The sequence below is a fragment of the Abditibacteriota bacterium genome (assembly GCA_017552965.1).
Lineage (GTDB): Bacteria > Armatimonadota > UBA5829 > UBA5829 > UBA5829 > RGIG7931.
This window is the reverse complement of the sequence record JAFZNQ010000076.1, coordinates 94,985-109,284: the sequence shown is the minus strand read 5'-3', so window position 1 is coordinate 109,284 and position 14,300 is coordinate 94,985. Positions and strand designations below refer to the sequence as shown.

Annotated in this window: 14 protein-coding genes; 10 read left to right on the top strand and 4 right to left on the bottom strand. The window is 56.6% G+C overall.

Annotated features, from left to right (window positions below):
• Positions 1-10: 10 nt before the first annotated feature.
• From IK083_07075 to IK083_07030, 10 genes are all read left to right on the top strand, one after another.
• On the top strand, positions 11-2,914 hold the full coding sequence (locus IK083_07075; GenBank protein MBR4749313.1) for an alpha-galactosidase: 2,904 nt from the start codon (positions 11-13) through the stop codon (positions 2,912-2,914).
• 2 nt (positions 2,915-2,916) lie between these two features.
• Positions 2,917-3,879, top strand: a complete 963-nt coding sequence (locus IK083_07070; GenBank protein MBR4749312.1) for an MBL fold metallo-hydrolase — start codon at positions 2,917-2,919, stop codon at positions 3,877-3,879.
• Between the two features lie 3 nt (positions 3,880-3,882).
• Positions 3,883-4,914 (top strand): MBL fold metallo-hydrolase, encoded by a 1,032-nt coding sequence (locus IK083_07065; GenBank protein MBR4749311.1) that lies wholly within the window; start codon positions 3,883-3,885, stop codon positions 4,912-4,914.
• 16 nt (positions 4,915-4,930) lie between these two features.
• A complete protein-coding gene (locus tag IK083_07060; GenBank protein ID MBR4749310.1) occupies positions 4,931-6,016 on the top strand; it encodes a hypothetical protein in 1,086 nt (361 codons plus the stop codon).
• An 82-nt stretch (positions 6,017-6,098) separates the two neighbouring features.
• On the top strand, positions 6,099-7,112 hold the full coding sequence (locus IK083_07055) for a hypothetical protein (protein ID MBR4749309.1): 1,014 nt from the start codon (positions 6,099-6,101) through the stop codon (positions 7,110-7,112).
• Positions 7,113-7,300: 188 nt separating this feature from the next.
• The gene (locus tag IK083_07050; protein ID MBR4749308.1) at positions 7,301-8,329 is read left to right on the top strand and encodes an aspartate-semialdehyde dehydrogenase; all 1,029 of its coding nucleotides are present in this window, start codon (positions 7,301-7,303) and stop codon (positions 8,327-8,329) included.
• Between the two features lie 63 nt (positions 8,330-8,392).
• Positions 8,393-9,010: a flavodoxin family protein gene (locus tag IK083_07045; protein ID MBR4749307.1), complete on the top strand. Its 618-nt coding sequence runs from the start codon at positions 8,393-8,395 to the stop codon at positions 9,008-9,010.
• A 362-nt stretch (positions 9,011-9,372) separates the two neighbouring features.
• Entirely contained in the window at positions 9,373-9,723 is a 351-nt protein-coding gene (locus IK083_07040; GenBank protein MBR4749306.1) for a hypothetical protein, read from the top strand.
• Positions 9,720-10,730, top strand: a complete 1,011-nt coding sequence (locus IK083_07035) for a hypothetical protein (protein ID MBR4749305.1) — start codon at positions 9,720-9,722, stop codon at positions 10,728-10,730. Before IK083_07040 ends, IK083_07035 begins: the two co-directional genes overlap by 4 nt.
• 234 nt (positions 10,731-10,964) lie before the next feature.
• Entirely contained in the window at positions 10,965-12,158 is a 1,194-nt protein-coding gene (locus tag IK083_07030; GenBank protein MBR4749304.1) for a hypothetical protein, read from the top strand.
• 50 nt (positions 12,159-12,208) lie between these two features.
• On the opposite strand, the gene IK083_07025 is transcribed toward IK083_07030, so the two are convergent.
• Genes IK083_07025 through IK083_07010 form a run of 4 tightly spaced genes read right to left on the bottom strand, consistent with a single transcriptional unit; the run spans position 12,209 to position 14,294 of the window.
• Positions 12,209-12,760, bottom strand: coding sequence for a TlpA family protein disulfide reductase (locus IK083_07025; GenBank protein MBR4749303.1), 552 nt, complete (start codon positions 12,758-12,760; stop codon positions 12,209-12,211).
• A gap of 10 nt (positions 12,761-12,770) precedes the next feature.
• Positions 12,771-13,415 carry a sulfite exporter TauE/SafE family protein gene (locus tag IK083_07020; GenBank protein ID MBR4749302.1) on the bottom strand — a complete coding sequence of 215 codons (645 nt, stop codon included), beginning with the start codon at positions 13,413-13,415 and terminating at the stop codon, positions 12,771-12,773.
• 36 nt (positions 13,416-13,451) lie between these two features.
• Positions 13,452-13,820: a desulfoferrodoxin FeS4 iron-binding domain-containing protein gene (locus IK083_07015; GenBank protein MBR4749301.1), complete on the bottom strand. Its 369-nt coding sequence runs from the start codon at positions 13,818-13,820 to the stop codon at positions 13,452-13,454.
• A gap of 21 nt (positions 13,821-13,841) precedes the next feature.
• Positions 13,842-14,294, bottom strand: a complete 453-nt coding sequence (locus IK083_07010; protein ID MBR4749300.1) for a peroxiredoxin — start codon at positions 14,292-14,294, stop codon at positions 13,842-13,844.
• Between the last annotated feature and the right edge of the window lie 6 nt (positions 14,295-14,300).

The following is a 14,300-nucleotide window of genomic DNA, read 5'->3' as shown; positions in this document are numbered from 1 at the left end:
CCAAAACCATATGATACCCAAGGCTGACATTGTGAACGTTCTTTGCTCTCTCCTTTTGACGCTGCTCGCGGTCTGCGCATATGCGGAGACCGGCTTTGAGGAGCGTGTGTCGGACTGCTCGGCCGCCGACAGATGGCGGAGCGAGCACCTGTCCGGCACGGCGCCTGTGTCCTTTACCCTGAACGGCCGGCCCTCCTCGGAGCTCCTGTGGACCGGGGGAGGTGAAGTGGTCACCCGCCACAGGGATTATGACCTGTCGGAGGCCCCGGCGGAAAGGCTCACCCGGGTGAGAGATCTGGTGTGCGTGGAGGAGCAGCTGATGCTCACTGTGACGGAGACAGTGTATCCCGGCTTTCCCGTGGTGGAATACGACGCCCGTCTGGTCAATCTGTCGGACGACAACTCAGGGCTCATAGCGGACGTCTGTTCCCTGGATGCGGAGGTCATGAAGGGGGAGGCTCTGGTCCACTACAACCGGGGCACCACCATACCCTGCTCCGCCATAGAATATGAGCCCCTTACCGGAGAGATCCGGGGCTCCGGGGAGCTGGAGGTCCGCACGGTGACCGGGCTCCCCACCCAGGACTATCTGCCCTTTTTCAATTTTTCCGGCCCCAAAAGAGGGGTGGTAGCCGCCGTCAACTGGCAGGGCAACTGGTTCATGAAGGCCCGTATGTCCCGGGGCATGCTCCGTCTGGCCTGCGGCCAGGGGAAGACCGGGCTTTGCCTGCTGCCTCACGAGGAGATACGCCTGCCGGGAACGGCGCTGATGTTTTACAAGGGCTCCGACTGGCAGGAGGGGCAAAACCTGTGGCGCCGGTGGATCATAAAGCACAATCTGTTCCGTCACACCCGCAAACGCTTTGACGAGCTGGTGTATGTGGCCTCCCCTCTGAACCAGGACCTGGCAGCCGACCTGGCTGCCATCGACTCGCCCTGGGTGGGAGAGATAGCCCGTAAATACTTTACCGTCATGGAATACGATTACAGCGGCGTAAGAGGCTGGTTTGACTGCACCCGCATGAGGCCCGGAGAGACCGGAGACTGGAACCCGGCTCCCGACTACGAAGGCGAAGAGGGCCTGAAACGCATCTCCGAGCACTGCCGCCGGCAGGGCATGGGGCTCTGCTTCTGGATAGAGCCGGAGCGCTGCTACGAAGGCACGGATATGGAGCGCAGCCTCCGGGAGGAGGACCTGCTGCGGGAGGGCAGGCTGGCCGTGGTGAACATGGGCAGCAAGCGCGCCGGGGACCACATTTTCCGCCTGACAGACGACCTCATAAGCCGTTTTGGCCTGACCCTTTACCGCCAGGACTTCAACACCAACCACGAGCCTTTCTGGACCAACAGGGACAGGGAGCAGGAGGAGGAGATGGGCATCCCGCGGCTGGGGGCCACGGAAAACCACGCCTGCACGGGCTATCTGCGATACTGGAGCCGCCTGGCGGCAAAATACCCCGGCATGCTGTTTGACTCCTGCGCCTCGGGGGGCCGGCGCAACGACCTGGAGACCATGCGCTTTTCATTCATGCATACCAAGACCGATTTCTGGAGCTTTACCCTGCCTCAGCAGTGTCAGAACTTCGGCTGCAATATGTGGTACGTATTCACGGGCTCCGTACTATACAACCATTTTTCGAATTACGAGATACGCTCCCGGCTGTCCCTGAGCGTGGGAGTGGACATCGACCCCGTGGGCCCGGACACCCTGAAGGTGCTGGACGAATGGCGCTATGACCACAAGTATCTCATGAAGGACTACTACACGCTCACGGACTACGACCTGTCCGGCGAAAGGAACATGGCAGTGCAGATGAACGACCCCGAAAAGGGCTGCGGCATGCTCATAGGCTATCTCCGCCGGGGCGGAGGCTTTGCCTTTGTGTGCAAGGGTCTGCAGGCCGACAGCAATTATCTCGTCACGGACCGGGACGACCCCGGCGCGTCCCGGGTGATGAAGGGCAGCGATATGATGACAGTCGGGGTGATAGTCCAAAGGCCCCGGGAGGCCTGCGCTCCCTGTCTGGAATACAGCGTCACCGACCTGCCGGTCACCGAGCCCGCCGCGGCGGAAGCCATAAGCCTCATAGACAGACTGCCCTTCAGCGGCGAGAACGATATGAAGGCTCTGTGCGCGGAATACCGAAGGAATACTCCGGCCCCCAATTCTCTGGTGTATGCCGGCCCGGACTACGACACCTCGGGCGGTATCTACAGCCTGAGCAGGGACCTCTATGACCGGCTGCCTTTTTCCGGAGCGGAGACGGCGGACGGCTGGCGGAAGCTGGACCCCGCCCGCCTGTATCTGGAAATGGACGTGGTAAGGGCCCTGACCATATGGCCCGAGGGAGGCTTTTTCGACGTGTCCGCCTACGCGCGGCGGGAGGGCGACTGCTGCTTCCTGTGGCTGGACAATACCTTTACCTTCGGGGACTTGGACGGCGGCGCCAAGACGGAGTCCAGAAGGCTGGGAGTGATGAGAGACGGCGGCATAGAGTGGTCGGAGCCCTTTTTGCTCCACGTGAGTGAATGGGACAAGCCGGGGGAAAGGGCGGTGTATTTCGTATGCTATGATGAGGACAAGACGGGAACGGTGTACCGGTGCGCAAAAAGCATCTGGGAGGCGCTCCCCTGCGCCGGAGACCTGACGGAAAGCATGGGGGCCGGGTGGCTGCCCCTGGATACGGAGAAAACCTATCTCAGCGGCGAAGGCATCCGGGGCGTGAAGCTCTTTAAGGGCGAAAAAAACGGCAGATACTACTTGTGGGCAGCCAATTCCCGTTCGTTGGAAATATCCGCGACGGCATATCTGTATTATATCGATAAGGACGTGAAGAGAAGGACCGTGTTTTGCCTGGTGGGCAAAAGGTTCAGAAGCACCGCGGAGATGCTGCCGGTGATAGAGGAGTTTTAGTGATGAAGATACTGCTTTTGCTGGCCGCATTTTGCGCCTCTGCTTCGGCGGCCTGGTGCGGAGGCCTGAAAAACTATACGGACCTGTATTTCATAGGCGGCGGCATACACCGCTATTTCAGCGCCGGCGACGCCACCGTGGTCAGACTGCCCGGCGGCAAGACACTGGGGATAGACTTCAACAAAAATGACAAGACGGTCGACTTCTGTCTTGACGGTAAGGGCAAGCCGGTCACGGCAGCAGAATATCTGCTGGAGCAATACAGGGAGCTGGGCATAGACAGGCTGGACTATATAGTCATCAGCCATTGGCACAGCGACCACGCGGGAGGGCTGGAATACCTCATGGAGCAGGGCTTCGACCTGGCCGGCGCCACTGTGTTCGTCCCGGATATGGCCACGGCAGAGAGGCTATACACAGACCCCCATGGCGCTTATGACGAAATAAGGAGCTTCTGTCCCCGGATCACCGGGATGCTGGAGGAACGGGGCTGCCGGATAGTGAGCCCACGGGACGGGGACAAGGTGTATCTCTCCGGCGCCTCCCTGACCTTTTGGAACAATGAGCAGGAATATCTGGGCTTTGACAGGAACTACAACAACTACTCTCTGGTATGCTGTCTGGAATACGCGGGGCAAAAGGTGCTCTTTACGGGAGACTGCGACACGGAGGCCCAGAAGCATATGGCTCCCGATATGACCAAGGTGCAGGTGCTGAAGAGCATGCACCACAGCTGGGTGCCGGTGGACGGCGATTTTATGGCGAAGATCGATCCGGATATGGTGATCAGCATGGACGGCTACGCCCATGACAAGTATATATACGAGCCCAAGTCGGAGATACAGCCCTGGGCAGAGGAGCATCACGCGCCACACTACCGCACCAACGTGAACGGCACCGTGGGCATAAGGCTTTCCCGGAAGGGGGTAGGGCTGCTCACCGACAGCAAGCCCTTTGTGAGGTAAGATATGAATGCAGACAGACGAGACCATGGTCCCGGGGCCGGTCGGAGCGCCGAGGACTGCGCCGGCATTCCCGGCAGGCTTGCTTCGATGATGTGGGTCATATTGACGGCTGTCCTGCTGCTGTGCGGGGCGGCGGCCTGCGGAGGCTCTCTGAAGAGCTATACGGACGTGTATTTTATAGGCGGGGTGCCTCACCGCTATTTCAGCGCCGGCGACGCCTCTGTGATAAAGCTGCCCGGCGGCAAGACACTGGGCATCGATTTTGTGACGGACACCTTTGTCCCTTATCACAAAGAGACCGAGAGCTCCGCGGAGCACCTGCTGAGGGAATACGGCAGGCTGGGCATTGACAGGCTGGACTATATAGTCATCAGCCATTGGCACGGCGACCATGCCGGCGGCCTCAAATATCTGGTGGAAAAGGGCTTTGATATACGCGGCGCCGTGGTGTTTGTCCCGGACGTGAAGACCATGGAGCGCCTCGCCGCCGGAGACAAGCCCGCCTACAACCAGCCCAACAGACTGTTTCCGGAGATCGTCAATATGCTCCGGGAGCAGGGCTGCGCCATCGTGTGCCCGGAGGACGGAGAAAAGGTGTATCTGTCGGGAGCATCCCTCACCTTTTACAACAACGACATGGAATATCTGGGCCTCAACGGGGATTACAACAACTTTTCCCTGGTGTGCGCTCTGGATTACGGCGGGCAGCGGGTCCTCTTTACAGGGGATATCAGCCTGGAGGCTCAGCGGCATATAGCCCCCCGGATGTCCGGGGCTCAGGTGCTGAAGAGCATGCATCACAGCTGGACGCCCATAGACAAGGGCTTTATGGACGCGGTGTCGCCGGACATGGTGGTGAGCATGGACGGCAACGCCCACGACAAGTATATTTACGAGCCCAAGTCGGAGATACAGCCCTGGGCAGAGGAGCACCACGCGCCCCACTACCGCACCAACGTGAACGGCACCGTAGGCGTAAGGCTTTCCCGAAAGGGGGTCGCGCTGCTTACCGACAGCAAGCCCTTTGTGAGATAAATGGAGAGTATGACGGATGAAGCCGCTTGTCCGGCGCTGCGGCCGGCTGCTCTTGTGGCTGGCCCGGGCGACTCACGTCGCCGCAGGCTGCTGCGTAGGCCTGCTGGCGGCAAACATAGTATATTGGTTTTTTCAGCTGCGGGGGATCATGCCGAAGCCTTCCTTTTTCTGGTTCCCCGGCTGGGCCGGAGTGCTGGCGGCGGCGGAGGCCGCGTATTTTTATATCCGTATAGGGCTTGACGGCGCCGCAGGTCTGGACCGGCCCGTTTACAGCGGCAAATGGTACTGTCCCGAGCCTTATCGGGAGCGCCGGAGCTATTGGGAAGACCTGTATGACGACCGCCGGGGAGAGACCCGGACCGGGAACAGATATATCAATAAATATTACAGGGAATACAACGCCATCATAGACCGGGTGGGCAAGTATGCCCGGCAGCGGTTCCCCGGCGAAAGCCTGATGGAGCTGCTGGAAGCTGTGACAGGGGACCGCTTTGCTCTGACAGAGTCCATCGCACGGGAAAACAGGGCCAGGCAGGCATCCGAAGAAATACTGCGCCTGATGCCCGACTTCAGAAAGATAAGGCGGCAACAGGATCATATAGTCATAGGCGATCTGGTTTTTCCTGCGCCCCTTTTCAGGGAAGGATTGGACTGGGATGCCTGCGCAATGGACGCCAAGCACTATAAAGACCATTCCCGGCGTTTGGGCTGGTTCAACCTCTCCCGGGAAAAATACGACAGGATAGCCGTTCTGCTGGCGGAGACCCTCATGCCCGATGCCCGGCGCCTGTCCGAGTCGGCCCGGGCCCTGGGAGCCGCCGCCGAAAGCTTTCAGCGTTACTGGGACGCCGCCGAGGCTCACCGGCTGCGGGAATACGCCCGGGCTCTGGAGCTGCTGGAGGGTGTGGATGACGGCTATGCCGAGACAAAGTCTATGAGGGAGACCTGCCGGGAGGCTCTGCGGGCCACGGAAGGGCGGCGCTGCAGAACGGTCCGCGCCGTAGGCCGCGTCCTGGGCAGCCGGCGCTGCGGGCAGGCAGTGTGCCTCGGCTGGGCGGCTCTGATGTGGGCCTGGGTCCTTTGCCTCTTCTTCGGCAGGTAGGTGTTGTTTTTTTTTTGCTCGAATTGTATAATGAAGATGAGGGTGTTTTGTCCCTATCATTCCTGCAAGGAGGTCATGTGAGATGAAACGACTACACTGTATTATATTTGTATTGCTGGTCGCTGTCTGCATCGGCGCAGTCTGCGCCAAAGCGCGCAGACCGGAGATGCTGTTCGTCCCCTTTTTCACGGTGCCGGATTATCTGAACGGCGTCTATTATGCCCCCGACAGTCCGTTATACAGGTCGCAGGTCCTGTGCTACAACTGGAATATCGCCGGCGCCGGAATGATCGTTGTTGACGAACGTCTTGATCAAAAACCTCTCCTCAGAGGATATTATTACGACTACCGCCATTTTCTGAGCAGAAACCATGAGAATACAGACAAGCTGTGCCGGGAGATGCCGGGGCTGATAAAGCGCACCGTAAAACATGGCAGATATGAGATCCTGCAATACGACGCAGGGCACCTTGCCGACTATCAGATGAACCGGCCGTTCTCGGTGATAAAGGATAAGGGCAGGGTCATATGGTACGGGACAGGCGAGACCCCGGGGGATGTCAGGCTCCTGGATGACGGCAGATATATGATCGCCACGCCATGGACTGTGTATTACGTCAGGGCTTACCCCAAAAGGCTCGTTGCGGAGAAATATACGGGGGGACGGATGTGGTTCAGGCCCTGGGATGGCCCGCAGGAGGTCAGGATACTCACGGATAACGTGATTTCCCTGAAATATAAAGGGGGAGCCATCGAACACTGGAAGGTGCGGCTGTCGGCAAAAGACGTAGAAAAGAACATAGAAAAATACTACCGTCCGGATTCGGCCCAGCCTGAGTGGTTTTACGCCAACGAGTGTCTGTTGTGGCGCAACGGCTCTGTGTTCAGTGGGACGGGAGGTAAGGTCCCAAAGGAGATGTGGTGCTTCCGTAAGGGAGGCCCCGAGCCTGCTCCGGAAAGCTACTCCGATATAAGCTATGAAAAGACCGTGGGCCGCAAGGATAAGGCCGCGGCCTTGGATGCCGGTGAAGCCAAGGGCTTTCCCGCCTTGCTCCCGGGCATGATAAAGACCTTCTTTGCGGAGCTTTTTGCGTGAAGCGAGGGTCTTAAGGAGAAATACCGTCAAGCGGGGAGCCTGTCTCCCCGCTTGCTGTCGTCCGGGGCCCTTCGTTTGCCATATCTGTCCCTTTGTGGTATAATCAAAATGGTGAGAGTCTGCGGGCTCTCATAAGAACGTTATACTTGGTATGTAAGAATTACAGGCAAGCCTGTTTGGAGGAAACGATGTCACAGTATAAAGTAGCGGTAGTAGGAGCGGGAGAAGTCGGCGAAGAGCTGCTGAAGGTCCTCAAGAGCCTCAGATTCCCTGCTTCCGAGATCAAGATCCTGGCCCGCAGCGCCAGAGTCCAGAACATAGACGGCGACGACTACAACGTGTATGCCACCACCCCCGAGGCGTTTGACGACGTGGACATAGCCTTTTTTGCCGGCACCGAGGGCGCCAAGGGCGCCAGCCAGATATATGGCTGGGAGGCTGTCAAGCGGGGCTGTTTCGTCATAGATAACGGCGACGACTACCGTATGGATCCCCGGGTCCCGCTGGTGGTGCCAGAGGTCAACGGCGACGCCCTCAGGGAGCATCAGGGCTTTGTTGCCAATCCCAACTGCTCCACCATCCAGATGGTGCACGCTCTGGCTCCCCTGAACGCCATCAGCAAAATAAAGCGCATAGTGGTCACCACTTTCCAGTCCGTGTCCGGCACAGGCAGAGACGCCAAAAAGGAACTGGATGAGCAGATACACGCCTATATCAAGGGAGAGGAAATGCCCATACGCAACTATCCCTATCAGATATTCTGCAACGTGATACCTCAGATATCCTCCCTGAAGAGCGAGTTCGAGGGCTATTACGGCGAAGAGATCAAGATGATCAAGGAGACCCGCAAGATACTCTCGAACCCCGGCATACAGGTGTCCGCCACCTGTGTCCGCGTTCCCGTGTTCAGAGCTCACTCCGAGGCAGTGAACGTGGAGTTTGAGGACGAGATAACCGTAGATCAGGCCAGAGAGGCTATAAGTAATTGGGACGGTCTGGAGCTCATTGACGATCCTGCCGAGAGCAAATATCCCATGCCTCTCTTTGCCGAGGGCAAGGATCCCACTTACGTGGGGCGCATCCGCAAGGATACCTCCAACCCCAACACTCTGGATATGTGGGTGGTGGCGGACAACATCCGCAAGGGCGCGGCCCTGAACTCGGTGCAGACGGCGCTCAAAGCCATAGACATGGGGCTGGTGAAGCCCAAGGCCTAATATCAAGGACACAAGGCGCAGAGCCCCCGGGCTTTGCACCCGGTTTTTATGCGGAGGAACGCTATGAAGGTATTGATGATAAACGGCAGCCCCCGGCAGGCTTCAAACACGGGGCTGGCTCTGAAGGAGATGGCGGAGGCGCTGTCCCGGAGGGACATAGACAGCGAGATACTGCAGGTGGGAGACTCGGCCATCCCCGGGTGCAGGGCCTGCGGCGCCTGCGGCAGGCTGGGGAGGTGCGCCATCGACGATGTGGTGAACGAGATCGCCCTCAGGCTGAGCGACGCCGACGGTCTGGTGCTGGGCTCCCCGGTGTATTACGCCGGCCCCAACTCCACTCTCACCGCTCTCTGCGACAGGCTGTTTTATTCCTGCGGCTGCGATCTGAGCATGAAGGTGGGCGCCGCCGTGGTGTGCGCCAGAAGAGGCGGGACCACCGCGGCCTTTGACAGGCTCAACAAATACTTTACCATATCCGGCATGCCGGTGGCGTCGGGCTATTACTGGAACAACGTCCACGGAGCCGCCCCGGGAGAGGCGCTGCAGGACGGCGAAGGTATGTGGAACGTCAGGTGCCTGGCGGAGAATATGGCCTTTCTTATGAAGAGTATCGCTCTGGGCAAAGAAAAGCTGGGGCTCCCGGACCGGGAGCCGGGAGTGAGGACCAACTTCATCAGATAGCTCCCGATATGCAGGTCTATTCGGCAGTGTCCGGGATCTTGCGTGATCTTTATTCGGGCCTGCGCCTGAAAAAGCTCCGTTTTTCTGTAAGAAAACACACAACAGAAGACGGAGCCTCTTTTTTGTGGTATAATAAAACTGTAATACTCTTGCAGAAGAGTTTGCGTGTGATTTGAAAACTGCCTTTGAACTGCAAAAAGGAGGATCCTTTATATAAATCGCGGTTTGATTTGCCTGTGTTTTGCCGTAGCGTCTTAAATAGGTGTGTTGTATTTCATACAACCACTTGGGTACTTTGTTTGATCGGAATTCCCGGAGTATGCGGTCAATTCTATCCTTTTCTTTTGAATGGACAAGGACGAATGACCTTTTATCCGTATCATGAGAATACGTTTTGGGCCAATGATGCTGTTTATACCTCGTTTGATGGGTTCAAAGTTTTGTCAGATAACGGCAAATTCAATTTTATCGTTCCGGTAAACGAAGAACTGGATCTGCTAACGGGTTTCAGTGACATAGATTATAAAATGGTGGGCAATGTTTGTGAAGAATATTATGCAGACGATTTGTATACTTTTTCGTATTCCGGTGATCCGGCCGGCAGACCGGATTATGTTACAACTTATGACGATCATTCTCCGCATGATATTCTTTCATACGAATACGATGATTTGGACTCGTCGTTTTTCGTTTGTCCGGGAGGTTTGTTGTGAGAGTCGTTCTTTGTGTTTTCGTATTGCTTCTTGCTTTTGCAGCCGGCGTGATTGCCGAAGAAAGGGCGGACAAAGCCGCTGTCGATACCGGAGAGTATGCTCATCATAATCCGTATCCTTCCTTTCTGGAGCCTTATACGAGGACACCGACAGGGCGGTACTATGCGGTGGACCTCGCTTCAAATCATCCGAATTGCCGACTGTTTCTTGTGCGCAGATCCATAATCGGAGATGAACCGTATACCATGCATTGCTGGGGATATGTTGATACCGACTGGGAAAAACGCTTGCCCGAGCTGATGGCTGCGGGTAAGCTGGTTTATAGAAAGGAGCTCTCCGACAGTTTGGTGGCGATGCGGTATGTCCTGCCGGACAAGTCGATTCGTTTAGATGATACCAACGAACTGAATATCCTGAAGGATGGAAATGATATCGTGTGGTATTCTCTCGGAGGCCGTTTTTTGACTGCGCGCGTTGTGGATGGCAAATATATGATAGTGACGGCCTGGTATGTGTATTACGTCTTCAAAGTCGGTGACAAGCTGGTAGCCGAGACCTACGACACGGCACAGTTTATAGAAGAGTGGAGAATGAACAAAGAGAACACTCCCGACCGGTGTGATATTCTCGGCAAGGATGTGTATCGATATACTTTTGACAGCGGCAGAGTGGAAATCTACAAAATAGATTCTGAGGATAAGTGTCTGATTCCCCACTACAGTTTTCAAACAGTTTTGCCTTTTATTATATGGAGCAACGGAAAACACCCGAGACCCATATATGGCAGACCGGATAGATTAAAACACTGCAATTATTGGGAAGGCGGCGCCGAGCCGGATTATGATACGATCATCGAGCGCTCAAAAGCGCCTGCGGTAAAGAAAGAAGCGCGGTCTCATTCGCCTGAAAAAGAGCCGGCAGGCAGCAAAGGCTTCAAGGAAAAAAAGAATCTGTTTGTCTGCTTGATAGTGAAGATAAAGAGGGTCTTTGCCGGGCTGTTTGCATAAGCCTATAATTTGAATGAAGAAACGCAGGTCTCGGTCGAGACCTGCGTTTTGTTGCCTGATCAGCCTGATGTCTCTGTCATCCCGGCGCCTGAAAAAGCTCCGTTTTTCTGTGAAAAAACAAAAAAAAAGCCACAACTGAAAACGGAGCTTCTTTTTTGTGGTATAATAAAACTGTAATACTCTTGCAGAAGGGTTTGCACAAACATTTGGGAACTACCCCAAGGGAGAAAAACTATGAAAAACAAATTATGGAGTTACTTGTTGCTGTCGGCGCTGCTGGCGGCGGCGCTGCTGCTGCTGTCGGCTCCGCTCTTTGCCGACGAGCCGGTCAAAGGCGGACGGAAGCAGGTGGAGCGGCTGCCTTATTATCTGGCGGAATATGCGAAGGAAAAGCCCTATCCGTCGATCTCGATCTGCCGGGAAACCTTTGCCGAAGCCCGATTTATATGGATCAACGAAACCCACAGGTGGTCTTCGTCGGTCCATTCGAATTTTGAGTATTCGTATACCACCAACGAACTGCTGCAGCAGATAGACAAGGATCCCTCCGCGTCTCTTGACGGGTACAAGCTGTTGGAATCATTCGATATGGGCAACGGCTTTGCCTACGAGCTGCGTCTGATCCGGGAGTCGGACGGCGGGCATTTCGGAGGCGACTTTTGCCTTTCGGCAATAAGGCGGGGCAAAAATATCGTGTGGTACACGACGTTCACCGGCGACCGGCGGATAAAGGAGGGGCTTCTGGCCGCCGTTCCCCATCCCGACGCGGCGGTCCTGCCGGACGGCAGATATATGGTAGCCACTCCCGGAGAAACCTATTATATCAGGCAGACTGCCGGCAAGGTGCTGGTCCAAATCTACGATAATACAAGAGCGGTATGGTATGACGGGCTCCAGGGCTCCGCAGGCTATATACCTCCCGAGTGGTATCCCGCGGTGACTATCCTGACCGACAACGTGGTCCGTATGACCTATCCCGACGGCCTTGCCGAGCACTGGAAGGTGATCCTTTCGAAGGAGGATATGGCATATAACGAAGAGCGACTGAAAGCCTCAGGAGGACAAGCGACACGTTTAGGTAGGTTTGAAGGGAATCTCCTGTGGTGGAACGGCAAGGGCCGCATCAAGAGATTCAGAGTCGGGGAAATGCAGAACCGGAGTTATCGGGAAGGGGGCCCGGAGCCCTCTTATCCCGGCAAGCTGCGCAGGTCGGATCTGTCGGAAAAAAGGCAGAAGGAATACTTGAGGAAGGCTCCCGAACTCCTGCATATGAAGGCGCCTGTTGTTCAGCCCGGGCCAGGTGCAAAGCCTGCGCCCGAGGCGAAGAAAGAGGGGACGCCTCTGACCCGTCTGCTGCAGGCTGTGGCCGGCTCCTTCAAAGCCGCGGCGGACTTTTTCGGCAGGGTATTCGGCGGCTCGTCTGCTTAGCGATATTGGGACTGCCGTCCGGGGTCTCCCCCGGGCGGCAGTCTGTTTGTTTAAGGCTCCCTGAGGAGGGAGTCTATGCCCTCCTGCAGCTCTTCCCCGGAGAGCATGCCGATCTGCTTGGAGACTATGTTGCCCTCCGCGTCAATGAAAATGGTGGTGGGAATGCCGGTGACCTGATAGGCGCCGTCCGCAGACTGCTCCGTGTCATAATAGACGGGGAAGGTGTAGCCGTTGTCCTTCATGAACTTCCTGACGGTTTGCTCTGTCTCGTCGCCGGTGGTCAGATTGACCATCATAAATGTGATGCGGTCAGAGTATTTCAGGCTGGCCTTCTGAAAGTCCGGCAGCTCCATCTTGCAGGGGCCGCACCAGGTGGCCCAGATGTTGACGATCACCGGCTTGCCGAGCATGGAGGAAAAGCTGACCTTGCTTCCCTTTTGATCGGTGACAGTGAAGTCGGGAGCCTTCTCGGCAGGCTTTGACGCAGCCGGGACAGGAGCCGACGGCTTGTCCGCGGCGGCCTTTTTGGCCAGGGTCCCGTAGGCGGCATAGGCGCCGAATATGACTATGACGAGTATGATCAGGATATAGATGGCTTTCATTATTATCTCCTTAAAACAGGGACAAGAGTTTGCTAAACTGTCCCAGAGCTATGGCGGCTCCCACCAATATCAAAAACGCTCCGCTCAGCAGATTGATCGCTCTGTAATGCTTTTTGATGGCGCCAGAGAGGCCCTTCATCCGGTCGATAAACAGGGCCGTGAGCACAAAGGGGATCCCCAGGCCCAGGGAATACAAAAGCAGCAGCGCCAGGCCCTTCACTGCGCTGGCGGAGGCGGAAGCCAGCATCAGGGCGGAGCCCAAAAAGGCTCCCACGCAGGGGGTGAGGCTGACGGAATAGACCATCCCGAAGAGAAAAGCTGCGGCCATGCCCCCGGCTGCCCTTTGTCCCTGCACTCCCCTGAAGAAGGGCAGGGGGATCACTTCCAGATAGGACAGGCCAAAAAGGATGACTATGCCGCCGCATACTGCGTTGACTATGGTCTTGTGCGAGGCAAAGAGGGAGCCCAGTAAGCCTGCAAATACCCCCATCAGGCAAAAGGTCACCGTAAAGCCTGCCACGAAGACCGCAGCGTTTGCGGCGGTCTTTTGTCTGCCGCCGCCGGCAAAAAACGAGATATATGCCGGCAGCAGAGGCAGCATGCAGGGGGATATGAACGAGATGATCCCCTCCAGGAGCGTGATCAGGTATATCATACAAAAAAGGCAGACCCTCGGGTCTGCCCTGATGACTTATGCCTTCCAGAGGCCGTGGAGGTTGCAGTAGGCATATACCGCCTCCACCTTGTCGCCGTCGCAGACAGAGAAGCATACCCTGGGCTCTGCTCCGGGCGCCAGAGCCTTTCGCTGATTGCCCTTGGCTGTCTGCAGGGACACCCATTCGATATAGTGCTCTTCGGTCATGGGGTGCGCCACAGAGCCCACCGTGACTATGACCTTGCCGCCGGTGACCTCATATACCGGTACGTGCTTTTCCTGAGCCGCGTCCACCGAGCCGGGGATCATCTCCTCCATAGGCTTGCCGCAGCACACCAGGGGAGCTCCGGTCTTTTTGACTATCGCCGCTATCTGTCCGCAGACAGAGCACTTGTAAAACTTCATTTCCATAGTATGTCTCCTTTTTTATATCTTAGCCAGCATCGAGGCGGCGTCTTCCGCAGCCCTGACCTTGTCGCCGGCATATATTATTATACCATTTTCGTCTATGAGATAGGTGGTCCTGACCACTCCCATGCCTGTTTTTCCGGCCATCTTTTTCTCATGCCACACGTCGTAGGCTGTGATGGCCGCCAGCTCCGGGTCGGAGAGCAGGGTGATGGAGAGAGACTGCTTTTCCTCAAACCTCTTGTGAGAGGCGACGCTGTCCTTGCTGACGCCGAGGATGACGACGCCTTTAGCGGCAAAGCTGTCCTTCAGGGCCGAGTAGCCCGCGGCTTGCTTCGTACACCCCGAGGTGTTGTCCCTGGGATAAAAATACAGCAGGACCTTTTTGCCGGCAAGGTCTTTAAGGCGTACCCATTGGCCGTTCTGGTCCTGCAGGGCCAGATCGGGGGCTTTGGTTCCTGTTTTGAGCATACTCCC